This is a genomic window from Vibrio sp. S/42/10, assembly GCF_029890535.1.
GTDB classification, from domain to species: Bacteria; Pseudomonadota; Gammaproteobacteria; order Enterobacterales; family Vibrionaceae; genus Vibrio; species Vibrio cyclitrophicus.
Genome location: NZ_JAKMZC010000004.1, coordinates 199,552 through 226,042 on the forward strand (window position 1 = coordinate 199,552; position 26,491 = coordinate 226,042).

Sequence of the window (26,491 nt, forward strand, 5' to 3'; positions counted from 1 at the left end):
GAATTTGCTTAGATGAACAAAACTCATCGATTCTATATCTGGCTTGCGTTCTACTTTATTCATTTTTAAGCAGTTATCTTACCATTAGTCATATCGTTAATATCAATTTACATCATTTTACATCGAGGGAAATGACAATTAATGCCATAACATTAATGGTATAAATGAAAATAGCTGAGCACTAAGAGCACATTATATGAAAGTAAACAGGCACTTTAGCCTTCGCTTTGTCTTTGGATTCCCTGCCGTGATCGCCATAATGTTGCTAGGTCTAATTGGTAAGAATCATTTTGATGCGGTAAAAAAAGATATCAACGTTGAGTTTCATCGCATTGAAGAGGTGTTCACACGAACGACGAAGGTGGTTACTGCTTTAGATTACAGCTTCTCAAACTACTACAAATCCGGAAATCCACTTTTTCTCGACCATAATAAGCAGGTAGTTAATGGCCTATGTCGCATTTGGCCTATCGACGTCCTGCTTCTCGCAGATGGTAAAACCGGCGATATCCCTTCAGTTGACATCGACTATATGCTGGTTGGTGAAGAGTCGTTGTGCTCTGAAAGCAGCGATAGCTATAAAGGTGCATCAGAGAAGATCGCTTTAGCTCCTATCCTTTCATTTCTATCTCAACTTGATGAATATCATGACGGTGTGCACTTCATTGATGCGAGTGGTTATGTCATTTCATCACCTGAAAATTTTGCCAAAGGATTAAGTAAGGCGCTTCTTTCCACCATCAAAAGTCGACCTTATTGGCAAAAAACTGCTAATAATCCAGAACAACTTACGTTAACTGGGCCTGTGTACCGATTCGATTCACTGGACCGAATTATCAGTATGACTATTCCTGTATTTCACAAAGGCGTCCATCAAGGGATGCTATCTGTCGATATTGATGCGGACAAACTGTTAGAGGCTTCTAATCAGCATTTAGCGGGAAGAGTGAACATTATTGATACGACTCTGGTGGATTCAAGCGATTCTGCAATCTTTTATCGTGAGATTTCCTTAGAAGGCGTCGCGTCACATCATGCGATGTATTACGAGTTAAATCTAGCTAAGGAAATCGAGCATTTCTTTATTTATGAAAAAGATAGCTTAATTGTTGCGATTATCGTTTATCTGTTCTCCGTGACCATTTTCTTTTACGTTAATTCCAATATTGAACGCGGTTACTTTAAAGAGCTTGCTGCCAAAGATCCGATGACAGGGTTATTGAATCGACGTGGTTTAGAAGTGTTTTGGCAAAGCGTAGAGCATGACCAACTATTTGCTCTAACGGTGCTTGATATTGATGATTTTAAGTCAATCAATGACACCTATGGGCATGATAAAGGCGACGATGTGATTCGCTTTATGTCTCGTCAGATAAATAACAGCATTCGAAGCAGTGACGTGGCAGCTAGGTTTGGTGGAGAAGAGTTTGTTGTTTACATGAAAGGCGAGGATCGTGAGACACTGATGAGAACGTTAGAGCGTGTGAAAAATGCGATTTGCGCGACATCAGCCGATGTTATTCCCAATGGATTTACAGTATCAGGTGGTGTCTGTCTCGTTGAAACAGAGCAAAACAAACTTAACTTCGAAGAGATATTTAAATACGCAGATGAAAAGCTGTACGTGGCTAAGACGACAGGTAAAAACCGTCTCGAATTTTAGCCACGCGATTGGACAAGTGTTTTGAGGAGTAAGTAAGCAGTGATGCGTTTTTTGAATAAAACGTGCCTAAAGAATTAATGGAATTGGCAGTGTTGCTCTTGGTAAAGCTGCAGGCGTTCTACTATCGGTGGCGCCTTCTTAAAGGTACGAATTTCTTTAAATAGTTCGTTTGCTTCAGGGTAGCCTTTACTTAAATAAACAAACCACTGCTTCACTCTATTGGGGTAGTACATGCCTTTATCCCCTTTAATTTGAAACTCTGAGTAGCGCAGTAAAAGTTCAATCACTTTATTCCACGGCATTTTAGGGTGGTTGTGCTTAACGACATTACCAAGGTTCGGAATGTTGAAAGCACCACGGCAAACCATCAATGAATCGATTCCTGTTGTTTCAATGCAATCTTGACCATCTTGATAGTTCCAAATTTCTCCATTCGCAATCAACGGTAAAGAGGTCCGCTCTCTTATTTGATTGATGTAATCCCATTTGATTTCGCTGGCTTTGTAGCCGCCAACTTTGGTACGAGCATGTACAGTCAGTTCATCCGCTTTCGCTTGTTCGATAGCGTCGACAATCTCAAAGCACTCATCCGGGTGCTCCCAACCCAAGCGAATTTTAGCTGAAACGGGGATATGCTCAGGCACTGCTTCTCTGCATGCTTTTACTACTTGGTAAATAAGTTCTGGCTCTTTGAGCAATGAAGCCCCACCATTACTTTTGTTTACCGCTTTGGCTGGACAACCGAAGTTTAGATCGATCCCTTTCGCGCCAAGATTTGCTGCTTGAATAGCATTCTCTGCCATCCATTTAGGATGTTGACCCAGTAGCTGAACATGGACAGGCACACCAGACATGGTTTGAGAGCCCTGAAGTAATTCTGGACAAATACGGTGGAAAACATGCGGGGGAAGAAGTTGATCAACGATACGCACAAATTCTGTGACACAGAGATCGTAATCATTGATCTCTGTAAGAATTTCACGCATTAGGTGATCTAGAACGCCCTCCATAGGGCCAAGTATTACTCGCATATTGCTCTACCGAAACTGAGTGTATCGAAAATTAAGAGGCGTGATTGTACGGTTTGATCATAGAGATGTCACTATGCGTGTAGTAAGTGTCGGCATAACGGCTTCAGCGGTTAATAGCGACAGGTTAAGCCTGATAACGTTATAATGGGATAAATGATCTAATAAATAGAGCTTTCATGACATATCAATTATTAAACTTACCTGAATCTACGACTGACATTACTCCTCAATTTATCGAAGGGGCAATTCTTGCTTCTAACCTTGCGACTAAGCCATTAGATCCAGAAGCGTGGCTGGCTGTCATTGCTCCTGAAGCTGGCAAAGAATTGGTTTCAATGGTGACTGAGCAAATTAACCGTCAACATAATCTAATTCAGCGTAATGAATATTTACTGACTGATGTGTTGGCTGATGGCGATTTTAATGAGCAGTTCGCCGATTTCGCTGAAGGTTTTATGATGGTTTGGCCTACTGTGGAAGAGCAATGGCAAACAGTGACGATGGCTGATGGCACTCTGCGTATGTTACAAGCGCTCCTAACAACTCTCATGTTAGCGATTGATGAAGAACAAACTCAGCAGCAAATGATTGCGGCTGGGCTTGAAAACCCACCATCACTTCAAGATTTAGTGGGGCAGGTTGATCTAATGATTTCAGAGGTGGCATTGGCGGCTGATGAAGCTATGTTAGGCAATAAATCGCAGAGCGTGAACCCATTCAAAGGTATTGGTCGCAACGACCCTTGCCCATGTGAAAGTGGCAAAAAGTTTAAGCAGTGCTGTGGCAAAAACAGCTAATCACGGCTTGTTGAGTAACTCAGCTTGAGTGAGTAGTTAACTTCCTTTAAGTGATGAAAAGCTTAAGCGATAAAAAAGTCGACCTTGTAGTCGACCTTGTAGTCGACCTTGTAGTCGACCTTGTAGTCGACCTTGTAGTCGACCTTGTAGTCGACTTTTTTGTTCTATTTTAAAGGTCTGTATTAGTCGTTTTTCGATTTGAAAAATTGAGAAATGATAACAAAACCACAAGCAATTAAGTTACCGGCAAAGATAATCACTAGCCATTGAGGCATCGACAGGTCTAAGAGTTGCCAAACGACTTTACTGCAGTCGCCGTAAGCTTCGAACATCCACGGGGCCCATTGGTTTAATGGTGCCCAACTAGGGAAGGTTACGAATAAATCACAGGTAGCGAAAGGAGACGGATTAAACTGGTAGTCAACGTGCTCTAACGCAAGCATTAAACCTTTATAAGCACCAAACCCCCAACCAGCAAGGCCTAGCCAGCGTGATACTGGGTTATTAGGAGCAACAGCGCCAATGATTGCCGCGACGCCGATAGCAAGCATAGCAACGCGCTCATAGATACACATTACACAAGGGCCAAGCATCATCACATGCTGAAAGAAGAGAGCGCATGCTTCAAAAAATACAATAAAAGCCAGCAATAAAAGCCAAGATAAACGTCCCTTAGAGAAGTCTTTGAGCATTACAAAAAAATTCACGAATTTAATCCTGTCTATAAAATAAAAAAGCCCTGAATACTCAGAGCTTTTTATCTTGGATAAGTTTCCTAATCAACTAATATTTTTGATTAGTTAGTTATACTTGTTGTGGTTTGTGACACAGTGTTTAGCTTAGTGGCCGCCAGAGATAACTGGAGCAATGACTTCACCAGTTCGGTGAATAATCCAACCTGCATCATAAAACCATGCTGTCATTGGTTCAACGAAGAACACAATACCGGCAAGGCCAACCAGTGCCAACACGATAGTATATGGCAGAGCCATGATGACCATGCGGCCATAAGACAGTCGAATTAACGGAGCAAGTGCTGATGTTAATAGGAATAGGAATGCAGCTTGGCCGTTTGGTGTAGCAACCGAAGGTAAGTTAGTACCTGTGTTGATAGCAACAGCAAGTAAGTCAAATTGGTCACGAGTTATGATGCCTTCAACGAGCGCTGTTTTCACTTCGTTGATGTAAACCGTACCTACGAACACGTTATCCGAAACCATCGATAAGATACCGTTGGCTACATAGAAGAGGGCTAACTGTGCGCCTTTATCTTCAACGTGAAGTACTGCATCGATCACTGGCTTAAATAGTGATTGGTCGATGATTACCGCAACTACAGCGAAGAAGACAGCCAGAAGTGCTGTAAATGGTAGCGCTTCTTCAAAGGCTTTACCCATTGAATGCTCTTCGATAACGCCAGTAAATGCCGTTGCTAAAATAATAACTGAAAGACCGATCAAACCCACTTCAGCGACGTGAAGCGCCAAGCCTACAATAAGCCAAACTGCGATTGCACCTTGAACCCATAGTTTTGCAACGTCTTGCTTGGTACGATTTGCTCGTTCTTTGTTGTCGAACTCAACTAAGATTTGGCGAACGTTATTTGGCAATTTTGCACCGTAGCCGAACACTTTGAATTTCTCTACAAGCGCACAAGTTAGAATACCGCAGACGAATACAGGCAGTGTTACTGGTAGCATACGGATAATAAACTCACCGAATTCCCAACCTGCTTGTTTAGCAATTACTAGGTTTTGCGGTTCGCCTACCATAGTCATTACACCACCTAACGCGGTACCAACACCAGCGTGCATAAGCAGTGAACGTAAGAAAGCGCGGTAGTTTTCTAAATCATCACGTGTTAGTTCGGAGATCTCTTCATCATGAGTATGATCGTGCGCAGACGTTGTGCCTTTACCTGATGCTACTTTGTGGTAGATAGAGTAGAAGCCAACTGCAACGCTAATAACGACCGCGATTACTGTCAGTGCATCTAGGAAGGCAGACAAGAAAGCAGCGGCAACACAAAACGCAATAGAGAGTAAAACTTTGGACTGGATGCCGAGCAGTATCTTCGTGAAAATGAACAGAAGCAGTTCTTTCATGAAGTAGATACCAGCAACCATGAACACCAATAAGAGTAATACAGGAAGGTTTGCTTGTAGCTCGTGATAAACCATTTCAGGCTTGGTCATACCAATGGCGATGGCTTGAATTGCTAATAAACCACCAGGTTGAAGAGGGTAGCATTTTAGCGCCATAGCTAGCGTGAAAATAAACTCAACCACCAATAGCCAGCCCGCAACAAATGGGTCAACTAGGAAGAAAACAAACGGGTTGATGATTAAAAAGGAAATGATGGCAAGTTTATACCAATCAGGAGCCTTACCAAGGAAGTTCTTGATAAAAGCGTTTCCGAGAGACATCGGCATGTTAATACTCTTTTATGTTGATTATGAATAGACAAGCAATACAACATTTGAGAATCGAGTTATGTATTTGTTAAAACACATAACTAACAGTGACTTAGAAAAACTACATTCCATGTAATGTTCTGTGGTCTTGCCAAGTCACTCCCTTAGAAACTCAAGCACTGCTAATTTTTGAGCGCAACTCTACTCTTAGATAACATTTAGTCAACAGGAAAAGCCCTGCTGCACTAAAAATACCCCTTTTTTATCGAGAAACGCGATCAAAGTAGCGCAAGCATACCACTTAAAATGTGATAAAAACCGACTAGAATCAATATTTGAGCGAAATGATTGAAATTTACATGATAGAAGCGGTTTATATATGATTATTACAACTTAACATTGCAATTTAGTGGTTTTAAAAATATGACCAATATCATTGATTTAAAAGGAAATTTGTTGTGTTAATAATTTGTTGAAATGGTGGTTTGTAGTTGCTTGCTTTCTAAAGCTAAGTTGCAAACGTGTGCTGAACTTTAGAGTTTTAACTCTACTCGTGTTTTGGGGGAGTAAAACTTTTGAGGGTGTTTCCGCTAGGTGTGACTAGTGGTATGATGAGTAAATTAAAACAGAATAATTAAATTGGATTGAAGTGTAGATGGTCATTAAGGCGAAGAGCCCGGCAGGATTTGCAGAGAAGTATATTATTGAAAGTATTTGGAATGGCCGTTTCCCTCCAGGTTCTATCTTGCCAGCAGAGCGTGAGCTTTCCGAGCTGATTGGCGTTACACGGACTACGCTTCGTGAAGTACTTCAGCGTCTTGCACGTGATGGTTGGTTGACAATCCAACATGGCAAGCCAACGAAAGTTAATCAGTTTATGGAAACCTCAGGTCTTCATATTCTCGATACATTGATGACGTTGGACGTGGATAATGCAAGTAAGATGGTAGAAGACTTGCTTGCTGCTCGAACGAATATCAGCCCTATCTTTATGCGTTACGCATTCAAATCAAATAAAGAAGCTTCAGAGCGTACGATCAGTAATGTGATTGAATCTTGCGAAGCGCTACTTGCGGCACCAACGTGGGACGAGTTTTTAGAGTCTTCACCTTATGCTGATAAGATCAAACAATCAGTGAAAGAAGATGTAGAAAAAGATGAAGCGAAACGTCAGACGATACTAATCGCGAAGACTTTTAACTTTTATGACTACATGCTTTTCCAACGCCTGGCATTCCATTCAGGCAACCAAATCTATGGCCTGATTTTTAATGGTGTGCGTAAATTGTATGACCGAATTGGCAGTTACTACTTCTCTAACCCAGAAGCTCGACGCTTGGCGATGGACTTCTATAAAGAGTTGTTCATTATCTGCGAGAGCGGCCAACGTGAAAACTTGCCATTAGTGATTCGTAACTACGGCATCGCAAGTGCACAAGTTTGGAATGAAATGAAAACGACATTACCAACGAACTTCACTGAAGACGACAGCTAAGCCATAGGTTTACTATTGTTGTTCCTGTTTAGTCGGTGACGTAAAGAAAACGAAAAAGCGGCGAGATAATCAAATTATCTCGCCGCTTTTTATTCATCGATAGTTGGTGAAAACTTATCAATAGGCAGTAACTTACCCTGAAAACTCTTCTGAGTCTGGACGGTTAGTAAATTGCACGCCATTTAGAAAATCGCAAAGTAGTTGGTCTTCACATACTTTGTAGTTCTTGTTCTCTGGCTTGCGGAAGTAAGCGCCGATTTCGTATTTGCTTAAGCTAATGCCAACTACTTCTAGTACGTCCAAAACATCTTCTGCTTTCATGTTTAATGCGATACGAAGCTTCATGAAGATCATGTTGTTCGTCAGTGCAACTTCAGGTTTAGGTTGCTCGCCTTCTTTCTTGCCACGCTTAAGGTTGATGAAGCCATTTAGGAATACCGCTAACTCTTTATCTTTCATCTTAGAGCATGACTTGTCGTTGTCGTCTTTTAGCCAGTTAATCACTTGGTCATGAGCAACGGTCACATCAGCTTGTTCGATAGCTTTGATGATTTGTGCATTTTTAAGGTTTAGTGCGTGTTGAATACGACGCAAGATTTCGTTGTTAGTCACTGGGGATTCCTAAAAAGGGTTTTAGAGTAAAGAGGTGTTTATCGTCGACAAACTAATTTCTACTCTACATAGCATAGTTGACGGCGACTCTAACAGAGAACGCTTATTTTCGGTAGATATAAAAAATCCCCAATGCTGATTAACTCTTTCAAGTTAAAAATGCATTAGGGATTTAGTGATGAGTGCTTGTTATCTGACTGAAGCCAGAATTACATTACACGCATACCAGGTTGAGCACCTTCGTGTGGCTCAAGGATCCACAGGTCGCTGCCGCCAGGGCCAGCTGCCAGGATCATGCCTTCAGACATACCAAACTTCATCTTACGAGGTTTTAGGTTAGCTACCATTACGGTTAGCTTGCCTTCTAGCTCTTCAGGTTTGTATGCTGATTTGATGCCAGAGAATACTTGGCGAGTCTCACCACCGATGTCCAGTTGGAACTTTAGTAGTTTGTTCGCTTTTGGTACTTCTTCACAAGAGATGATACGAGCAATACGCATGTCTACTGCAGCAAAGGCATCGAACTCAATCTCGTCTGCGATTGGCTCTTTGTCTAGCTCAGTTTGGCTTGCTTGTTCTTTTTCAGCTTCTGCTTTTTCTTTCGCTGCTGCCTCTGTGGCTGCATCTTCTTTAGAAGACTCAACCATTGCTTCCACTTTCTTAGGATCAATGCGGTTGAATAGCGCTTTGAACTTAGTGATCTCGTGATCAGTTAGCGGAGTCGCAATCGCTTCCCACGTTAGCTCTTCGTTTAGGAAAGCCTCAGTGCGAGCTGCAAGCTCTGGCATTACTGGTTTCAGGTAAGCCATTAGTACGCGGAATAGGTTAATACCAACAGAAGAAACTTCTTGAAGCTCTTTCTCTTTACCTTCTTCTTTTGCAAGAACCCAAGGTGCTTTCTCATCGATGTACTGGTTAGCTTTATCCGCTAGTGCAGTGATTTCACGGATAGCACGGCTGAACTCACGAGTTTCGTATAGCTCGCCGATACGCTCAGCAGCAGCAACGAATTCGTTGTATAGCTCAGGTTCTGAAAATTCAGCAGCTAGCTTGCCTTCAAAACGTTTAGTGATGAAGCCAGCGTTACGAGAAGCTAGGTTAACAATCTTGTTTACTACATCAGCGTTTACACGTTGAGTGAAGTCTTCAAGGTTAAGGTCTAAATCATCGATACGGCTGTTTAGCTTAGCTGCGTAGTAGTAACGCAGACACTCAGGGTCTAGGTGGTTTAGGTACGTGCTTGCTTTGATGAATGTGCCTTTCGACTTAGACATCTTTGCACCGTTCACTGTTACGTAGCCGTGCACGAATACGTTGTTTGGCTTACGGAAGCCTGCGCCGTCTAACATTGCTGGCCAGAATAGGCTGTGGAAGTAAACGATGTCTTTACCGATGAAGTGGTAAAGCTCAGTTGTGCTGTCTTTCTTCCAGTATTCATCGAAGTTTAGATCGTCACGCTTGTCACATAGGTTCTTGAAAGAAGCCATGTAGCCAACAGGTGCGTCTAGCCATACGTAGAAGAACTTGTCTTTTTCACCTGGGATTTCAAAGCCAAAGTAAGGTGCATCACGTGAGATATCCCACTGTTGCAGACCAGACTCAAACCATTCCTGCATTTTGTTTGCAGTTTCATTCTGTAGAGAGCCAGAACGAGTCCATTCTTTAAGCATACTTTCGAACTGAGGTAGGTCGAAGAAGAAGTGCTCAGAGTCTTTCATTACTGGAGTTGCGCCAGAAACCGCTGATTTAGGGTTAATCAGTTCAGTTGGGCTATATGTCTCACCACAGTTATCACAGTTATCACCATACTGGTCTTCTGATTTACACTTAGGGCAAGTACCTTTTACGAAGCGGTCTGGTAGAAACATCTCTTTCTCAGGGTCGAAAAGCTGAGAAATAGTACGGCTAGAAATGAAGCCGTTCTTTTTAAGTTCTAGGTAGATGTGAGAAGCCAGTTCACGGTTCTCTTCGCTGTGTGTGCTGTGGTAGTTATCAAAGCTGATATCAAAGCCAGCGAAGTCTTTTTGGTGCTCTTCACTAACAGCAGCGATCATCTCTTCTGGTGTGATACCCATCTGTTGAGCTTTAAGCATAATTGGCGTGCCGTGAGCATCGTCAGCACAGATGAAGTTTACAGTGTTGCCACGTAGACGCTGGTATCGAACCCAGATATCAGCTTGGATATGCTCAAGCATATGACCAAGGTGAATAGAGCCGTTAGCGTACGGAAGCGCACAAGTTACCAAAAGTTGTCTTGGATCAGTTGCCATACTTAATAATTCGCTTTTTTGATAGGTATAAATTTTGAGAGGTAATACTACTTTATAACGTGTGATACGCCAAGGTATCAGACAAAGGATTCCCCTAGTTTTTTAGGGGTTCAGTCTTTATCTCGTGGGTGATAGCATAAATAAAAAAGGAGCCTCAATGCGTAACTTTACTTCTAAGCAAGATTTCTGTTCATGGTTGAATGAGTTCGAATCACCAATCCTCATTCCTGAGTGGGCGCAACACCAAAATATTGTATCGGTTGATCCGCGTGGATCATTTGTTATTACTTTACCTTTTGCTGCGAATCAACTGGCTGCTGATCTTAAATACTGGATTAACGCTCAGATCGAACAGCAACTTGTCAGCGCTTTTCAATTCGAAGTGAATGTGAAGCCATCAGCGCTTGAAACTACCGTCGCTACACCATTGAAAGGCGTTAAGAACATTATCGCGGTAACGTCTGCCAAGGGGGGAGTGGGTAAATCAACAACTTCGGTAAACCTTGCGCTCGCGTTATCTAAGTCAGGTTCAAAAGTCGGTTTGCTGGATGCAGATATCTATGGCCCGTCAGTGCCTATGATGCTTGGCCAATTAGACGCAAGACCACAAGTACAGAATAATAAATGGATGATGCCAATTGAGGCGCATGGCATTTTTACACATTCTATTGGGTATCTTGTGTCGAAAGACGATGCGGCAATCTGGCGTGGCCCTATGGCAGCTAAAGCTTTAGGCCAACTTGTTAACGAAACCGTATGGCCAGAGTTGGATTACCTTGTTATCGATATGCCACCGGGCACGGGTGATATTCAGCTAACGTTGTCGCAGCAGATCCCAGTAACGGGCGCGGTAGTCGTGACGACTCCTCAAGATTTGGCTTTAGCCGATGCACGTAAAGGTGTAGCGATGTTCGATAAAGTGAACGTACCTGTGGCGGGTCTCGTCGAAAACATGAGCTACCATATTTGTAGTCATTGTGGTGAGAAAGAGCATATCTTTGGCGCTGGTGGCGCAGAGGCTATGTCTGAAGAATTTTTCCTCGATATCTTGGCGCAAATTCCACTGCATATTGATGTACGAGAAGACATTGATGCTGGCTGCCCAACGGTAATACGTCGCCCAGACAGCGAACATACTCGTCATTATCTAGAGCTTGCTGAAAATGTTGCTGCGAAGATGTTTTGGACGGGAAAAGCGAGACCGGAAGCAATTAACTTCTCTATGGTTGAATAAAGTTGGCCACTCTCAATGTCTTGTAAATAATGGTTGGTAAGATAAATGGCTTTTTGGGTTTAGGAAATAGCCATTGGGGTTGTGCAAATAGTTGTAGGTAAGTTATTTGAAAGCAAACGATTGTATTCATTAAATGCATTGATATCATCAATTTGACTGCAATTAGCTAAAATGGCGACTAGAATCTATGTTGTTTAGCCCCTATAATCAGGCGGTTTATCTCTTCCCACCACCAAACCATATCGGGTGCAAAATTAATGTCTGATAATAATCAATGTGTCATCGTAGGTATCGCTGGCGCTTCAGCTTCAGGAAAAAGTCTGATTGCTAGTACAATTTATAATGAATTGCGCGAAAAAGTAGGCGACCATCAAATTGGTGTTATCACGGAAGATTGCTATTACAGCGACCAAAGCCACTTGAGTATGGAAGAGCGTGTTAAAACTAACTACGATCACCCAAATGCACTAGATCATGATCTTTTATGTGAACATCTACAGCAGCTAATGAGTGGTAATGCAGTAGAAGTTCCGGAATACAGTTACACAGAGCATACACGCACTTCTGAAACGACTACACTTACCCCTAAGAAAGTGATCATTTTAGAAGGTATTCTGCTTCTAACTGACCCGCGTCTCCGTAAACTAATGCACGCAAGCGTGTTTATGGATACGCCATTAGACATCTGTCTACTACGTCGTGTTAAACGTGATGTAGAAGAGCGTGGTCGTACAATGGACACGGTACTTAAGCAATATCAAGAAACAGTGCGCCCAATGTTTATGCAGTTTATCGAGCCTTCAAAACAACACGCAGACATCATCGTTCCTCGTGGTGGTAAAAACCGTATTGCGATTGATGTGTTAAAAGCGCACATTGCGAAGTTGTTGAAGTCTTAATCGAATAAAATTTTGCCTAAGTGACTCACTTAGCTTTATTTTTTACCGAATCAGTGGCACTTTTATAGTGCCACTTTCTTTTGGAATCTAAGCAAGGAATATGCGGATGAAGAAACTACTCATTTTCATAGCTGTACCAGTGTTTGTTGTTATTGCAGCAATTCTGGCACTAGTGCTGTTAGTGAATCCCAACCAATTTAAGCCATTAATTGTCGAACAAGCCCAAAAACACACCGGCCTAGAGCTCGTGATCGAGGGTGATATCAGCTGGCAATTCTTCCCATCTATTGGCTTTGCTCTTGGTCAAACTGAATTACGTAACCCTGAAGGATTTACCCAACCTAACCTATTTAAGGTTGATAACGTTGGTGTTGATGTGTCGGTTACTCCGCTATTTAGCAACCAACTAGAAATCGGCAACGTGACTCTGGATGGTGCAGAATTCTATTTAGAAACCCTTAAAGATGGTCGTAAGAACATCGATGCGTTAACGCAGGCATCAGCGTCTCAAGAGCCTGAGTCTGTTGCAGATACCCGTTCTGAATCCGCGCCAGCGACCGAAGAACAAGGTACGACAGAAGTATCAGGTTGGACGATAAACCTTGCGGGCGTTACTGTCTCAAACGCATTGTTTGAAATGGACGACAAGCAAGCCGGCTCATTCACTAAGTTATACGATGTGTCTTTAAACTTGTCTGAATTTGCGGTTGATACGTGGACCACTGCGACCTTTGCTGCCTCTGGTGAAAACAATCAGCAGAAGTTCTCTGCAGAAGGTAGTGCTGAGTTTAAATTAGCGGAAGGTTTTGCAAGTTACGCACTTCGCAATATTGACCTAAACGCTAAGTTCAATGATCCTGCGACGTCGATTGAATCTGCAAAAATTGGTTTGAACACGTTTGAGTTCGATAAGGTAAACCAACTTACTTATGCTGTAGTTGGTAACGCCGCAGGCCTTGACCTTGATCTTAAAGGTGGTGGTGAACTAACGGTAGATAGTGCGATTTCAAAAGTCACATTGAATAAGCTAACGTTAGATTCAACACTCAAAGGCGATGCGCTTCCACAATCACCAATGAAAGTGGATATGCTGTCTGACCTAAGCTTTGATCTTAATAAGAGCCACTTGAGCTTTGTGCTAGAGAAGTTGCAAGCAAATGCTATCGAGCTAGACGGTAAAGCAGACGTCACCTTATCTGAAATACCAAAAGTTCGTTTCTCTCTCCATAGTCCAAATATCGATTTAGATGAGTTCTTAGGTTTGGGTAAGACAACAGAAACAGCGAGCACAGCGCCTTCTGATTCTGCTGGTGGCTCAACGTCAAATTCTGATAGTTCAGCTCCTACTAAAGAAGTAGAACCTGATCTTTCGGCTCTGAAAACGTTAGACGTGAAAGGTGACATCACGATTGATAAGTTCAAAGCGAACAACGCGAAGATGCAGAATGTTAAAACAGCATTTTCTGTTAATCGTGGTATCGCGGAGCTAACCTCATTTACATCGAATCTCTACGATGGGTCTATCTCTGCAACAGCTAGATTAGATGCACGTAATACACCGGCGACTTACACCGCTAAGAAGAAAATCAAAGGTGTGAAAGTTCAGCCGTTACTGGTTGATGTCGCTGAAAACGATATGCTAGAAGGTACTGGTAATATCGATGTTGACGTCAAAGGTAAAAGCTTGACACCAACAGGAATTAAACAGAACTTAGTCGGTACGATTGCGATTAATTTCGAAGATGGTGCGGTTAACGGTATTAATGTCGCTCAGCTGATTCGAGAAAACTACGCCAAGATCAAGGGTGAGAAGGTCGAAAAAGTTGATGGCGCACAGAAGACTGATTTCAGTGCAATGAAAGCGACACTCAAAGTGGATAAAGGCTGGGTTTCAACGAATGACTTGTCAGCTCAATCACCGCTTTTAAGAGTGACGGGCCAAGGTAAGGCAAACTTCATCAATGAGACAGTCGATTTCCTTGTGAGAACATCGATAGTTGGGTCTTTAGAAGGTCAGGGTGGTAAGAGTATCGATGACCTGAAAGATGTCACTATCCCAATCAAGGTCACTGGCCAGTGGGCAGAACCGAAATTTGCGCTTGTTTTTGATGATGTGTTGAAGCAAAAAGCGCAGAAAGAGATTGACCGTGGTGTGAATAAGCTAACGGATAAGATCAAAGACGAAAAAACGAAAGAAGCGGTTGATGGTTTATTGAAAGGCTTCTTTAACTAATCTCTGCTCGCTTGAACTAGCATAGAAAAAAGCGCCATTCCTTATTGCAGGGAATGGCGCTTTTGTTTGGATGCTTATGATACTTTCGAGAGATTCTCTATGACACTCGTCCCTCGTTCTAGGGAATGACGATCGGTGCTCATCCTTTATTTAGGGGAGTAACACTGAAGAGTCGTCATCCTCGAGAGGGAAGAATGACCGAGTCGGGGATCTCTAATTGAACGGGATTACCAATCCACACCTTGCAGAGCTTTAACGCCAGATTCGAAAGCGTGCTTCACGTTACGAACTTCAGATACCGTATCAGCCATGTCAGTCAACGTTCGATGCGCACCACGTCCAGTAATAATTACTGATTGCATTTTCGGGCGATTATTTAGAGCTTCTACTACTTCGTCCAATTCGATGTAGCCATAACTCACCATGTACGTCAGCTCATCAAATAAAACTACATCAATCGACTCGTCGGTTAGCATACGTTGACACTCTTTCCATACGCGCTGCGCAGCTTCGATATCTTGAGCCTTGTTTTGGGTTTCCCAAGTAAAGCCGGTTCCCATCACTTGGAACTCTACATCCAGCTTTTGAAGAACGTTTTTTTCGCCATTATCCCAAGTGCCTTTAACAAATTGAGCAACGGCACATTTCTTACCATGGCCTACAGCTCGAGTGATGGTACCGAAACCTGATGTTGATTTACCTTTACCGTTACCAGTAATAACCAACAATAAGCCTTTCACTTCTTGTGCTGCAGCCACTCGTGCATCGACTTGTTCTTTTACTTTCTGTTGTCTTGCCTTATGGCGTTGTTCTTTGTTGTCTTCGGTCGACATAACAAATCCTTTTAAGTTGTGATTGCGTCTATCATAGCCTAACTTAACGATAGCAAAAACCATCGGAAGAACAGGTGATTACGGATGAAAAAGATACTCGTTGTTTGCATGGGGAATATTTGTCGTTCGTCAACAGGTGAAGCGGTGCTTCGAAAGAAAGCTCAGCAGATAGGGATTGATGTTGTGGTCGACTCTGCGGGTACAATTGGATTCCACCAAGGCAATCCACCGGATTCACGCTCAAAGTCGGCAGGAGAGAAGAGAGGGTACAGTTTTAAGGGAATAACCTCCCGCAAAGTAGTTATGAATGACTTTGAAGAGTTTGACCTGATACTTGCAGCAGATAGAGCTAATTTGGAAGACTTAATGAGCCAGTGTCCAGTTCATCTCCAATACAAGCTCGCGCTGTTTTTGAGTTTTGGAGAGTCACAGTATCAAGAAATTCCCGATCCTTATTATGGTGAGGGGAATGGCTTTGAATTAGTGTTGGATTTAATCGAAGAGTCGAGTGATGCAATATTAAATTCGATTTAACGTCGAAGTGATGTTCGGTCTTTGAGCAAAAAAGAACAAGATCAACACGATCAACACGATCAAGAATATCAAGAATTATAGATATAAAAAGGCCGACATCGAATGTCGGCCTTTCTAAATCTAATTTAAGCGATAGCTAAGATTACTTAGACATTACTTTGTAGATAGGGTCTTCTGCAACGTTCGCTTCAACTAAGCTCCCGGCTTTGTGCAGCATAGCGACACAGTCTTTGCTTAAGTGGCGAAGGTGAAGAGTTTTGCCTAATGCTGCGTAACGGTCAGCAATCGTGTCGATTGCTTCAATCGCTGAGTGGTCAGTAACGCGTGAGTTTGCAAAATCAACGATGACATCTTGTGGATCGTTGTATGCGTCAAACAACTCTAGGAAGTTAGCCGTTGAACCAAAGAAGATTGGGCCGTTAACTTTGTACTCTTTTGAGCCTTCTGCGTTTACTGAGGTGTCTGCGTAGATGTGTTTAGCATGTTGCCAAGCGAACATTAACGCTGAAGCTACAACACCAACACCAACGGCTACCGCAAGGTCAGTTAACACCGTTACTACTGTTACAAGAATGATAACGAAGAAGTCTTGCTTAGGTACACGACGCGCCAGCTTGAAGGTAGCCCATTCAAACGTGCCGATAACAACCATGAACATTACACCCACTAGTGCCGCTAGAGGAATCATCTCGATAAGCGCGGAGCCAAACAGGATGAACATCAGAAGTGCAACTGCAGCTACGATACCTGAAAGACGACCACGACCACCTGAGTTTACGTTGATCATCGATTGGCCGATCATCGCACAACCACCCATCGCGCCAAATACTGAACACGTTACGTTAGCCATACCTTGACCTACACATTCACGGTTAGATTGACCACGAGTGTTTGTCATTTCGTCTAGTACCGTTAGTGTTAGTAGAGACTCAATCAAGCCGATAGCCGCAAGGATAATGGCGTATGGCAGAATGATTTGCAGTGTTTCAAATGAAAATGGAACCGCAGGAATCGAGAACGTTGGTAGAGAACCTGCTAGTGTCGCTGCTTCATCACCAGACATAGTACGTAGGAAGTCGACAACAGTACGAGTTTCAAGATCAAGACCAACAACCAAAGCCGTTACCGTAACAATAGCAACCAATGAAGAAGGCACTGCTGTTGTGAGTTTAGGTAGGAAGTGGATGATACCCATAGTCAGTGCTACTAGGCCTAACATCAGAGTCATTTGACCGCTTGGTAACCAAGTTAATGCTCCCGTTACATCAGGCGCTTTAAATTGGCCAAGCTGTGCCAAGAAGATAACGATCGCTAAACCGTTCACGAAACCAATCATTACTGGGTGCGGAACGATACGGATAAATTTACCTAGCTTAAATACACCAGCTGCAATTTGCAGAAGACCGGCTAACATTACGGCTGCAAATAGGTATTGAACACCATGGGTTGCCACTAGGCTTACCATTACTACAGCCATTGCGCCAGTTGCACCAGATATCATACCTGGACGACCGCCAAAGACAGAAGTGATTAAACCTACGATGAATGCTGCGTAAAGACCAACCATTGGGTCAACGCCAGCAACAAAAGCGAATGCTACGGCTTCAGGTACCAGAGCTAGGGCTACTGTAAGACCTGAAAGCACGTCATTCTTTACAGAGTGCTTTGAAAATTGTGGGAATTCGAACATGTTTGCTCAGCTATGCTAAAAATGGATTTACCGACACGAGTGTATTGCGTAGCCAAACAGTGATGGAAAAGAGCGGCAATAGCGAAGTGTCGAAAAGATAAGTGCGCGAATGCTACCCAAAAATGTGATTAAGTTCAAGGTTGAACCCCACTTTGAGTAATATATCTATTATAAGTTATCGGAAGAATAGATATAAAAAAGGGCTGCTTATTAATAAGCAGCCCTTTGGTGTTATCTACGGATTAATCCGTGAAACTTATTAGTATTGAGGCTTAGTCATGCCTGCGCCAGCTTTGTTTGACGCTGCTTGGCTACCCGCACCTTTCGGTACAAAACGCTCAGTACGGAAGGGAGCTGCAACAACTTGAATCTCTTTGATCTCTTGAGGACCCGGCGCTTTAGTCATTGGTGAACCTGCTTGCTTTTTAGCAACCACAGCCTTTGGTGCCGCTTTAGGAGCTTCTGCTTTTACAACAGGAACTTCTTCAACTTTTACACTTTCAGCGTTAGGAGTTTCAACAGCGACTTCAGGTTCAACAACGGGTGTTGCTTCTTCTGATTGTATAGGTTTAGCTACAACAGGAGCTTCTGCTACTGGAGTTTCAACTTTCGTCGTTTCAACAGCGATAGGAGCTTCTTTAATAACGGCTGGAGCTTCAGTTACCTGAGCTTCAACGTTAACTTGTTGAGTTGCAGTTTGCTCAATAATAGCAGCATCGTCACGACGAATGATTACTTTACCCATAGCCAGTTCAGGACACGCAAAGCCACCTGCCATAACTACGTTGCTTTGTGGTGCTGTATCTTGAGCAACATTTTGCTCTTGAACAGCAACTTTAGTCTCTGTACTCACTTGAACTTCGGTCACTTCAGGTTTTGCCTGTTTGTGATGAGGCTTTGGTACGAAGCGAGGCATTACTTTACCCATAGCCATCTCAGGAGAAGCTACGCCACCTTTACGTAGGCGGAATGGGTTAGGGCGACGATCACGACCACGACGACGACGTTGACCACTTGCACGTAGATGACGTGGAGAACGACGGTTACGACGTTGTTTTGGCTCTTCCTGTTCAGTTTGCTCAGAGTTTGCTTGAGTTGCTTCTACTTGTTCCGCAACTTTTTGCTCTTTTGCTACTGACTGTTCTTTTGCGACAACTTGCTCTTTAGATGAGTTGTCTGCTTCAGCTTGAGCTTGTTGGTCTTTAACTCGAACTTGTTTGTTCAGTTTACGACGCTGACGACGCTCTTTAATCTTAACAGCTTTAGCTTCAGGTTTTGCCTTAGGCGCTTCAGGCTTGTCAGCTTGAGCTTCTGCCGCCAGCTGTAGACCTTCTTCTGCTAATTTAGATGGTACTTGCTCTTCGCGTTGCTTCTGCTCATCACGTGGCTTGTTGCGACGATCTTGCTTTGGCTTACGAGGTTGACGAGTTTGCTGTGGAGCTGCTTCTTTTTGCTCTTCAGGTTTCTCATCACGTGCAGGTTTGCGACGACGTTTGTTGTCACGGTTTTCGTTACGGTTGTCACCACGTTCGCCGCGTTGTTCACCACGCTCGTTACGTTGTTCGCCACGGTCACCACGTTGGTTACGACGGCGGTTGTCGTTACGATCACGGCGTTGACGGTTACCGTTGTTACGATTGCTTTTAGGTTTCTCTTCTTCTTGCTTCTCTTCTTTTTTCTCTTCTTGAGTCGAAGAGCCAAATAGGAAGCTACCGATAGCCTTGAAGAAACGACCGATTAGACCTGGTTCTTGAGTTGTTACTGGCTCAGCTTTCTTCTCTTCTACAGCTTTTGGAGCTGGAGCTGGAGTCGGTGCTGATTGAGCTGGAGCTGCAAAGCCTTTTAGAGCCGGCTCTTCGAGCTTCTTAGGGCGAATAGTCTGTTCTGCAGGTTCTTTGCTTTCCGCTTCTTTAAGCGCATCTAGCTTTTGAGGAAGTAGGTAAGATAGTAGATCAAACTCTTCACCTTCACGAACACGGATAACCTCAAAGTGTGGCGTTTCCATGTCTGAGTTAGGAACAACAGTGATCTTAACTTCTTGGTTCTTCTCAATGTGGTTTACTGAGCGACGTTTTTCATTCAGAAGGTAAGAAGCGATTGGAACAGGTACAACAGCAAGTACTTGCGCTGTATTGTCTTTCAGGGCTTCTTCTTCAATCAAACGTAGAACAGACAGTGCTAGAGATTCGTTATCACGAACAACACCAGTACCTGTACAACGAGGACAAATGTGGTGGCTTGCTTCTGCTAGTGATGGGCTCAAACGTTGACGAGACATCTCTAGAAGACCAAAGCGAGAAATACGGCCAATCTGAACACGTGCGCGATCTAAACGAACGGCATCACGTAGACGGCTTTCTACTTCGCGTTGGTGGCGAACCGGAGTCATATCGATGAAGTCGATAACAACAAGACCGCCTAGGTCGCGTAGACGTAACTGACGTGCAATTTCATCGGCCGCTTCTAAGTTAGTATTTAGCGCTGTTTCTTCAATATCGCCGCCCTTTGTTGCACGAGCAGAGTTGATATCGATAGAAGTCAGAGCTTCTGTTGGATCGATTACGATAGAACCACCAGAAGGAAGACGAACTTCACGTTGGAAAGCAGACTCGATCTGGCTTTCAATCTGGTAATGGCTGAATAGAGGCACTTCACCATCGTATTTCTTAACGCGATTCATGAAATCTGGGCGTATTAATTGAATGTGCGCTTGTGCACGTTCAAAAATAGTGTTGCTGTCGATTAGAATCTCGCCAATATCACGACGTAGATAGTCACGAATCGCACGAACGATTACGTTACTTTCTTGGTGAATAAGGAAAGGGGCTGCGTTTGAATCAGAAGCTTGCTTGATAGCGCCCCAGTGATTCAATAGAACATTCAAGTCCCACTCTAGCTCTTCTGCACTTTTGCCAACACCCGCTGTACGCACGATTAAGCCCATACCTTGAGGAAGTTCAAGAGTGCTTAATGCTGCTTTCAGTTGAGTGCGTTCATCACCTTCGATACGACGAGAAATACCGCCAGCGCGAGGGTTATTAGGCATAAGAACTAAGTAACTACCGGCCAAAGAGATGAAAGTCGTCAGTGCAGCACCTTTGCTACCACGTTCTTCTTTCTCTACTTGTACGATCACTTCCTGGCCTTCTCTTAGCACTTCTTTAATGCTAGGGCGGCCTTGGTATGTATAACCTTCAGGGAAGTATTCGCGGGCAATTTCTTTAAGAGGGAGGAAACCATGACGTTCTGCGCCGTAATCAACAAATGCCGCTTCTAGGCTTGGTTCAATACGGGTAATACGTCCTTTGTAGATATTCGCTTTCTTTGACTCGTGACCTGGACTTTCGATATCTAGATCGAACAGTCGCTGGCCATCAACCAAAGCGACACGCAACTCTTCTTTTTGAGTTGCGTTAATTAACATTCTTTTCATTTAGAAATTCTCATTGTCTTTTCTTATTTTCATCATTGTTCTTATCGCTTTATTTCGTTTCTCATGGTGCCAGATCCCATGGCTTTATCGGTGCAGCCTCCCGGCTGGAGAGGGATGCTCTGGGGCACGTCAGTCATCATAGGGAGTTAGCCTATGATCCGCGATGTGGCGGTGAATACTCAACATGAGTGTACGTGAGTAGAGCGATAAGGAGCTCAGTTGACCGTGTCTTACGCCGATTGCAGCACTGTCTAATCTGAGTTATCTACTCATTTACTTGCTTATGAATGGTTAGCTGTTTAAATAATAGTCAAACCACTGATAGCAGCTGTGAACTATAGCAGCGGTCGGTAAACACAGCAATCTGCTTTGTCGGAATGCTGTAAAAAAAACAGTTTTTGTTTGGGTTTTGATAGCTCTAACTCACTGTCTATAAATAATTTATCATTTGATATTTTAATTTGCAGGAATCTTGATGCTTTTTTGTTCGAAGAATCAAAGAAATATAGAACTTCGAGTGCAATTTAGTGATGGATTCGAGACTATTAAGCGTAAATTAGTGCGGAATAGTGCTAAGAAAATCTCAATTATCAAAAGTGACAGTGATACAATAACCGCATGAGCGAAATTAGAACCCAAGTCCAGTTTGTCGACATCGACGAAGATATGGCTGGTCAGCGTATTGATAACTTCTTACGCAACCAATTAAAAAACATCCCGAAAAGCATGATTTATCGAATCGTGCGTAAAGGCGAAGTCCGCGTAAACAAAAAACGCATTAAAGCTGAGTACAAACTAAAAGCTGGTGACTTAGTTCGTATCCCACCAGTAACGATTGAAGAGAAAACAGAAGAGAACATACCGAGCACAAAACTCAACAAGGTTTCTGAACTAGAACAGTGCATCATTTATGAAGATGATCATCTGTTGATTCTTAATAAACCGTCGGGTACTGCTGTTCATGGTGGTAGTGGGCTAAAGTTTGGCGCGATTGAAGCATTGCGTGCACTTCGTCCTGATGCTCGCTTTCTTGAGTTAGTGCATCGGATTGATAGAGATACGTCTGGCATTCTACTTGTTGCTAAGAAGCGCTCTGCACTAAGACATCTTCAAGCGCAGTTCCGTGAAAAAACGGTTCAGAAATACTATTTCGCTTTGGTGATGGGTGAATGGAAGAACAGTTGTAAAGTGGTCAATGCACCTTTGTTGAAAAATGAAGTAAACAGCATTGTTCGTGTTAACCCAAATGGTAAGGCGTCTGAAACTCGTTTTAAGGTTTTAGAAAAATTCCAAGACGCGACTTTGGTTCAAGCGAGCCCTATTACCGGCCGCACCCACCAAATTCGTGTGCATGCTCAGTATACTGGTCATCCGATTGCTTGGGATGACCGTTATGGCGATCGTCGATTCGATGCTTATACGGGTAAAGTTGGATTGAATCGTTTGTTTCTTCACGCAGCAAACATCAAGTTTACTCACCCAGGTAGCGAAGAGAAGATGGATATCTCAGCGCCAATGGAAAAAAGGCTAGAGAAGGCCCTGACTGGTTTACGTAAGCTTTAGAAATATACGAGTTCACAAATTTTTCGTGAATTGAGTATCTGAGCTTCAATTAGAAAAGGTTGACGAATATCGTCAACCTTTTTGTTTTCATATGTTGTCGAAGATCCTTAACTCGCTCATCCCTTCTCTTGAGGATGACGAAATTTACTGAAAGACCGTTTCGCTACTTATTTCACTTTTCTTTCTCGTCGTTTCTTAAACGGACGAAGGAAGGAGTAGGGAACCCTTAACAAAGAGAGAGTATTTGTTACAGCACTCTCATTCCTTGCGCTTCTAACATATCGACTAAATCGATCAGAGGTAACCCGATCAAGGTATTTGGATCTTTGCCTTCCATTTGTTTGAACAAAGCAATGCCTAATCCTTCACACATAAAACTGCCTGCGCAGAAATAAGGCTGCTCTTTCTCAACATACGAAATGATTTGTTGCTCTGTTAGATCGCGGAAATGCACCACGAAGGTGTCGAGACGCGTGTCAGCTTTATTGGTTTCGCTGTTCCAAACGGAAAGTCCAGTATAGAAAGTGATGCTTTTACCACTTTGGCGAGATAGTTGCTGAATTGCTTTTTCACGAGTGTGTGGCTTACCAATGATCTCATCGTCAATCACACAAACCTGATCAGAACCAATCACTAATCCTGCTTGTTCAATTGTACAAGACTTGGCTTTCGTCTCAGCTAAACGCATCACTAACTGCTGAGGTGTCTCTTCTGGAAACGGTGTTTCATCGCAGTCAGGCTTGGCTGTTATGAAGTCTAAGTGTAGTTTTTTGAGGATCTCTTGCCTAAATGGTGAGGTAGAGGCTAAAACTAGTTGGTAATTTCTCATTTTAATTTACAATTCACGGAAGCATTTATCTCAGGATAACGTAACTTGTCCTGCTATTCATAATGCTCTGAATAGGAAAGGCAGGAAAGTACATTTTTTTTGCCATTTCCTTTGACTAAACATGATTTGGAAGATAAGATTCGCGCCCTATGCAAAAGGAAAAAATACCGCGTACAGTTGATCCGGCAAGAACGGCTCAAAAACGACTCGATATGGATGGTATCATCCAAGTCAGTCTTTTAAAGCGTCTAACCGAAGCAACTGAAGGCGTAAAACGTGACGCGCAAGTCTCAATGTCATTTGGGCTTGATGAACAACGATTAGTCGTTATCTCTGGTAAAGCTAACGTCGAAGTCGATTTAGAGTGTCAACGTTGTAATGAGGTTTTCGCGCATGAGTGCGATGTCCAATTTACTTATACTCCTGTTTACAGCGAGAAAAGTGAAGAGGAAGCACCGGAAGAGTACGATTTGGTAGATCTGAACGAGTACGGTGAGTTAGACCTGATTCAATTAGTTGAAGACGAGTTCATCCTTGGATTGCCACAAATAGCAATGCACGACGATGCGAAATGTAGCGTTAACTCAAATAACTTGGTGTTTGGTGAACTTCCTGAAGAAATTGAGGAAGACAAAAAGCCGAATCCATTTGATGTTTTAAAAAACTTGAAGAAGTAACTTATTAACAAATAAGTATCTTTAAGAATTTACATAGGAGTAGGGTCAATGGCCGTACAAAAGAGCAAGAAATCACGTTCAATGCGTGGCATGCGTCGTTCACACGATGCGCTAACTACAGCTGCACTTTCTGTAGACGCAACTTCAGGTGAAACTCACCTACGTCACAACGTGACTGCCGAAGGTTTCTACCGCGGCAAAAAGGTTATCAACAAGTAAGGTTGACCTTTGCAAAATCTAACCGTTGCGCTTGATGCAATGGGCGGAGACTTCGGTCCCCGTGTAACAGTGCCTGCCGCCGTGCAGGCACTGTCGTATTTCCCAGAGCTAAAAGTCATTCTCATAGGTGATCGAAACGCGATCACATCTCAATTATCTTCATTAGGTCAAATGCCTGATTCTCGTTTGAGTATCCAGCACTGTGACCGAGTTATCTCCAATTCTGAAAAACCGTCACTAGCTTTACGTAATAGTCAGGGTAGCTCTATGCGTGTCGCTATCGATCTGGTTGCCGAATCACAGGCTGATGCTTGTGTGAGTGGTGGTAACACTGGTGCATTGATGGCTTTGTCTCGTTTCCGACTCAAACTCCTCCCTGGTATTGATAGGCCTGCATTGGTTTCCGCTTTGCCTACTGCCTCTGGTAACCGGACGTGGATGCTTGATTTAGGAGCAAACGTATCTAGTGATGCGGATTCACTCTTTCAGTTTGCCGTGATGGGCAGCGCATTAGCAGAACAACATTTAGGGCGAGCTCCACGCGTCGCTATTTTGAATATTGGTGCAGAAGAAATTAAAGGCAACGACCTTGTAAAACGATGCGCCGAAATGTTGGCTAATACTCAATCCGTTAACTTCATAGGCTATATTGAAGGTAATCAACTACTTCAAGATGCAGCTGATGTCGTCGTATGTGATGGTTTTGTGGGCAATGTCTGCTTAAAAACGTGCGAAGGTACAGCTCAGCTCTTTATTGATAAGCTAAAAACGCGCATGATGGCTTCAACAATAAAGGGTTGGATTGCCAGAAAGCTGTTTTCTGAGCTATTTACTGAATTAAAAACCTTGAACCCCGACCAGTATAACGGCGCAAGTTTGTTAGGATTGCGCGGCATTGTCATTAAAAGTCATGGAAGTGCTGATGTGTCTGCAGTCGTCAACGCGATTGGTGAAGCAGTACACGAGGTCAAACGACAAGTCCCCAGCCGCATTAGCGATCGTTTGGAAGCGGTTTTACTCGAGAGGCATTATTAGTCTTCATGTATAGCAAAATTTTAGGTACTGGCAGCTACTTGCCATCTCAGGTGCGTACTAACGCAGACTTAGAGAAAATGGTAGAGACTAGCGATGAGTGGATCGTTGCTAGAACAGGTATTAAAGAGCGTCGTATTTCAGCGGAAAACGAAACCGTTGCTGATATGGCGTTTTACGCTGCTGAAAATGCCATTGAAATGGCAGGTATCGACAAAGAAGATATTGATTTAATCATCGTTGCGACAACCAGCAGTAGCCATACATTTCCGTCTTCGGCATGTCAGGTACAAGGCAAACTTGGTATCAAAGGTTGCCCTGCGTTTGATTTGGCTGCGGCATGCTCTGGCTTCGTCTATGCATTGTCTGTTGCTGATCAACACATCAAGACTGGCATGTGTAAAAATGTTTTGGTGATTGGTGCTGATGCACTGTCAAAAACCTGTGATCCGACTGACCGCTCTACTATCATCTTATTTGGTGATGCAGCAGGTGCGGTGGTTGTAGGCGCAAGCGAAGAGCCAGGTATTTTGTCTACTCACATATACTCTGATGGTAAATACGGTGAGCTTCTAAGCCTAGAAGTACCAGAGCGTGGCGGTGATGCAGACAAATGGCTGCACATGGCGGGCAACGAAGTATTTAAAGTAGCTGTAACTCAGCTTTCTAAGCTGGTAAAAGACACATTGGCTGCGAACAATATGGATAAGTCAGAGCTTGATTGGCTAGTTCCACACCAAGCGAACTACCGTATTATCTCGGCAACTGCTAAAAAGCTGACGATGTCACTTGATCAAGTGGTGATCACCCTTGATAAGCACGGCAATACGTCGGCAGCTACCGTACCTACAGCACTTGATGAAGCTGTGCGTGACGGGCGAATTAAACGTGGTCAAACGCTTCTACTTGAAGCATTTGGCGGCGGCTTCACTTGGGGTTCTGCGTTAGTTAAATTCTAACCTCAAGCGAAAATCAACAAACAAGGCACATAACTTATGTGCCTTATTCAATTTTTGCTTTGCTTAAAGGAAAA

At 43.2% G+C, this 26,491-nt stretch carries 21 protein-coding genes; 12 read left to right on the forward strand and 9 right to left on the reverse strand.

Translation table 11 applies throughout. The features are described 5' to 3' along the window. The first annotated feature begins 196 nt into the window (after positions 1–196). A complete protein-coding gene (locus L8S15_RS06715; RefSeq protein ID WP_280572176.1) occupies positions 197–1,663 on the forward strand; it encodes a diguanylate cyclase in 1,467 nt (488 codons plus the stop codon). Between the two features lie 74 nt (positions 1,664–1,737). Here the strand turns inward: L8S15_RS06715 and dusC are convergent, their stop codons facing one another. Then, positions 1,738–2,694 (reverse strand): tRNA dihydrouridine(16) synthase DusC, encoded by a 957-nt coding sequence (gene dusC, locus L8S15_RS06720; protein ID WP_080572729.1) that lies wholly within the window; start codon positions 2,692–2,694, stop codon positions 1,738–1,740. Between the two features lie 176 nt (positions 2,695–2,870). On the opposite strand from dusC, the gene L8S15_RS06725 reads away from it, so the two are divergent. Then, a complete protein-coding gene (locus tag L8S15_RS06725; protein ID WP_010437227.1) occupies positions 2,871–3,491 on the forward strand; it encodes a YecA family protein in 621 nt (206 codons plus the stop codon). 182 nt (positions 3,492–3,673) lie between these two features. On the opposite strand, the gene dsbB is transcribed toward L8S15_RS06725, so the two are convergent. Both dsbB and nhaB read right to left on the reverse strand, forming a co-directional pair. Next, positions 3,674–4,183, reverse strand: coding sequence for a disulfide bond formation protein DsbB (gene dsbB / locus L8S15_RS06730; RefSeq protein WP_016767669.1), 510 nt, complete (start codon positions 4,181–4,183; stop codon positions 3,674–3,676). 147 nt (positions 4,184–4,330) lie between these two features. Next, the gene (gene nhaB / locus L8S15_RS06735) at positions 4,331–5,923 is read right to left on the reverse strand and encodes a Na(+)/H(+) antiporter NhaB (RefSeq protein ID WP_016767668.1); all 1,593 of its coding nucleotides are present in this window, start codon (positions 5,921–5,923) and stop codon (positions 4,331–4,333) included. Positions 5,924–6,560: 637 nt separating this feature from the next. On the opposite strand from nhaB, the gene fadR reads away from it, so the two are divergent. Then, positions 6,561–7,400 (forward strand): fatty acid metabolism transcriptional regulator FadR, encoded by an 840-nt coding sequence (gene fadR, locus L8S15_RS06740; protein WP_010437230.1) that lies wholly within the window; start codon positions 6,561–6,563, stop codon positions 7,398–7,400. Positions 7,401–7,532: 132 nt separating this feature from the next. Here the strand turns inward: fadR and L8S15_RS06745 are convergent, their stop codons facing one another. Together L8S15_RS06745 and metG are read right to left on the reverse strand one after the other, a co-directional pair. Beyond that, positions 7,533–8,012 carry a DUF1456 family protein gene (locus L8S15_RS06745; RefSeq protein ID WP_016767667.1) on the reverse strand — a complete coding sequence of 160 codons (480 nt, stop codon included), beginning with the start codon at positions 8,010–8,012 and terminating at the stop codon, positions 7,533–7,535. 209 nt (positions 8,013–8,221) lie between these two features. After that, positions 8,222–10,282: a methionine--tRNA ligase gene (metG, locus tag L8S15_RS06750; protein WP_010437233.1), complete on the reverse strand. Its 2,061-nt coding sequence runs from the start codon at positions 10,280–10,282 to the stop codon at positions 8,222–8,224. 157 nt (positions 10,283–10,439) lie between these two features. Here metG and apbC point away from each other — a divergent pair, with 157 nt between their 5' ends. The 3 genes from apbC (at position 10,440) to L8S15_RS06765 (ending at position 14,648) form a co-directional block, all read left to right on the forward strand. Further along, the gene (apbC, locus tag L8S15_RS06755) at positions 10,440–11,516 is read left to right on the forward strand and encodes an iron-sulfur cluster carrier protein ApbC (protein WP_016787172.1); all 1,077 of its coding nucleotides are present in this window, start codon (positions 10,440–10,442) and stop codon (positions 11,514–11,516) included. A gap of 257 nt (positions 11,517–11,773) precedes the next feature. After that, positions 11,774–12,415, forward strand: coding sequence for a uridine kinase (udk, locus tag L8S15_RS06760; RefSeq protein ID WP_004734002.1), 642 nt, complete (start codon positions 11,774–11,776; stop codon positions 12,413–12,415). 106 nt (positions 12,416–12,521) lie between these two features. After that, on the forward strand, positions 12,522–14,648 hold the full coding sequence (locus L8S15_RS06765; RefSeq protein WP_010437240.1) for an AsmA family protein: 2,127 nt from the start codon (positions 12,522–12,524) through the stop codon (positions 14,646–14,648). A gap of 227 nt (positions 14,649–14,875) precedes the next feature. On the opposite strand, the gene cobO is transcribed toward L8S15_RS06765, so the two are convergent. After that, positions 14,876–15,481: a cob(I)yrinic acid a,c-diamide adenosyltransferase gene (gene cobO / locus L8S15_RS06770; protein WP_010437241.1), complete on the reverse strand. Its 606-nt coding sequence runs from the start codon at positions 15,479–15,481 to the stop codon at positions 14,876–14,878. Between the two features lie 84 nt (positions 15,482–15,565). Here cobO and L8S15_RS06775 point away from each other — a divergent pair, with 84 nt between their 5' ends. Then, entirely contained in the window at positions 15,566–16,015 is a 450-nt protein-coding gene (locus L8S15_RS06775) for a low molecular weight protein-tyrosine-phosphatase (protein WP_016797583.1), read from the forward strand. A gap of 142 nt (positions 16,016–16,157) precedes the next feature. On the opposite strand, the gene L8S15_RS06780 is transcribed toward L8S15_RS06775, so the two are convergent. After that, positions 16,158–17,705, reverse strand: coding sequence for a SulP family inorganic anion transporter (locus L8S15_RS06780; protein ID WP_010437243.1), 1,548 nt, complete (start codon positions 17,703–17,705; stop codon positions 16,158–16,160). A 259-nt stretch (positions 17,706–17,964) separates the two neighbouring features. After that, on the reverse strand, positions 17,965–21,138 hold the full coding sequence (gene rne / locus L8S15_RS06785) for a ribonuclease E (protein WP_280572186.1): 3,174 nt from the start codon (positions 21,136–21,138) through the stop codon (positions 17,965–17,967). A gap of 618 nt (positions 21,139–21,756) precedes the next feature. Here rne and rluC point away from each other — a divergent pair. Next, entirely contained in the window at positions 21,757–22,701 is a 945-nt protein-coding gene (gene rluC, locus L8S15_RS06790; RefSeq protein ID WP_016783818.1) for a 23S rRNA pseudouridine(955/2504/2580) synthase RluC, read from the forward strand. Between the two features lie 247 nt (positions 22,702–22,948). Here rluC and L8S15_RS06795 read toward each other — a convergent pair whose 3' ends face one another. After that, entirely contained in the window at positions 22,949–23,530 is a 582-nt protein-coding gene (locus tag L8S15_RS06795; RefSeq protein ID WP_016797581.1) for a nucleoside triphosphate pyrophosphatase, read from the reverse strand. 149 nt (positions 23,531–23,679) lie between these two features. Here L8S15_RS06795 and yceD point away from each other — a divergent pair, with 149 nt between their 5' ends. The 4 genes from yceD to L8S15_RS06815 are packed head-to-tail and all read left to right on the forward strand — an operon-like array spanning position 23,680 to position 26,417. Then, positions 23,680–24,207, forward strand: a complete 528-nt coding sequence (gene yceD, locus L8S15_RS06800; RefSeq protein WP_010437250.1) for a 23S rRNA accumulation protein YceD — start codon at positions 23,680–23,682, stop codon at positions 24,205–24,207. Between the two features lie 48 nt (positions 24,208–24,255). Beyond that, the gene (gene rpmF / locus L8S15_RS06805; RefSeq protein WP_004737376.1) at positions 24,256–24,426 is read left to right on the forward strand and encodes a 50S ribosomal protein L32; all 171 of its coding nucleotides are present in this window, start codon (positions 24,256–24,258) and stop codon (positions 24,424–24,426) included. 9 nt (positions 24,427–24,435) lie between these two features. Continuing rightward, positions 24,436–25,461, forward strand: a complete 1,026-nt coding sequence (gene plsX / locus L8S15_RS06810; RefSeq protein ID WP_010437265.1) for a phosphate acyltransferase PlsX — start codon at positions 24,436–24,438, stop codon at positions 25,459–25,461. Positions 25,462–25,466: 5 nt separating this feature from the next. Beyond that, complete coding sequence (locus L8S15_RS06815; protein ID WP_010437276.1) at positions 25,467–26,417, forward strand: beta-ketoacyl-ACP synthase III; 951 nt, start codon at positions 25,467–25,469, stop codon at positions 26,415–26,417. Positions 26,418–26,491: the final 74 nt, after the last annotated feature.

What these genes read in the sequence shown, in the direction of transcription:
- L8S15_RS06765 (WP_010437240.1), top strand. Translation starts at nt 12,522, where the DNA reads ATGAAGAAACTACTCATTTTCATAGCTGTACCAGTGTTTGTTGTTATT.
- metG (WP_010437233.1), bottom strand. Translation starts at nt 10,282, where the DNA reads ATGGCAACTGATCCAAGACAACTTTTGGTAACTTGTGCGCTTCCGTAC.
- dsbB (WP_016767669.1), bottom strand. Translation starts at nt 4,183, where the DNA reads ATGCTCAAAGACTTCTCTAAGGGACGTTTATCTTGGCTTTTATTGCTG.
- rluC (WP_016783818.1), top strand. Translation starts at nt 21,757, where the DNA reads ATGAGCGAAATTAGAACCCAAGTCCAGTTTGTCGACATCGACGAAGAT.
- yceD (WP_010437250.1), top strand. Translation starts at nt 23,680, where the DNA reads ATGCAAAAGGAAAAAATACCGCGTACAGTTGATCCGGCAAGAACGGCT.
- rpmF (WP_004737376.1), top strand. Translation starts at nt 24,256, where the DNA reads ATGGCCGTACAAAAGAGCAAGAAATCACGTTCAATGCGTGGCATGCGT.
- L8S15_RS06715 (WP_280572176.1), top strand. Translation starts at nt 197, where the DNA reads ATGAAAGTAAACAGGCACTTTAGCCTTCGCTTTGTCTTTGGATTCCCT.
- L8S15_RS06725 (WP_010437227.1), top strand. Translation starts at nt 2,871, where the DNA reads ATGACATATCAATTATTAAACTTACCTGAATCTACGACTGACATTACT.
- L8S15_RS06795 (WP_016797581.1), bottom strand. Translation starts at nt 23,530, where the DNA reads ATGAGAAATTACCAACTAGTTTTAGCCTCTACCTCACCATTTAGGCAA.
- dusC (WP_080572729.1), bottom strand. Translation starts at nt 2,694, where the DNA reads ATGCGAGTAATACTTGGCCCTATGGAGGGCGTTCTAGATCACCTAATG.
- cobO (WP_010437241.1), bottom strand. Translation starts at nt 15,481, where the DNA reads ATGTCGACCGAAGACAACAAAGAACAACGCCATAAGGCAAGACAACAG.
- fadR (WP_010437230.1), top strand. Translation starts at nt 6,561, where the DNA reads ATGGTCATTAAGGCGAAGAGCCCGGCAGGATTTGCAGAGAAGTATATT.
- L8S15_RS06780 (WP_010437243.1), bottom strand. Translation starts at nt 17,705, where the DNA reads ATGTTCGAATTCCCACAATTTTCAAAGCACTCTGTAAAGAATGACGTG.
- apbC (WP_016787172.1), top strand. Translation starts at nt 10,440, where the DNA reads ATGCGTAACTTTACTTCTAAGCAAGATTTCTGTTCATGGTTGAATGAG.
- udk (WP_004734002.1), top strand. Translation starts at nt 11,774, where the DNA reads ATGTCTGATAATAATCAATGTGTCATCGTAGGTATCGCTGGCGCTTCA.
- nhaB (WP_016767668.1), bottom strand. Translation starts at nt 5,923, where the DNA reads ATGCCGATGTCTCTCGGAAACGCTTTTATCAAGAACTTCCTTGGTAAG.
- rne (WP_280572186.1), bottom strand. Translation starts at nt 21,138, where the DNA reads ATGAAAAGAATGTTAATTAACGCAACTCAAAAAGAAGAGTTGCGTGTC.
- L8S15_RS06815 (WP_010437276.1), top strand. Translation starts at nt 25,467, where the DNA reads ATGTATAGCAAAATTTTAGGTACTGGCAGCTACTTGCCATCTCAGGTG.
- L8S15_RS06775 (WP_016797583.1), top strand. Translation starts at nt 15,566, where the DNA reads ATGAAAAAGATACTCGTTGTTTGCATGGGGAATATTTGTCGTTCGTCA.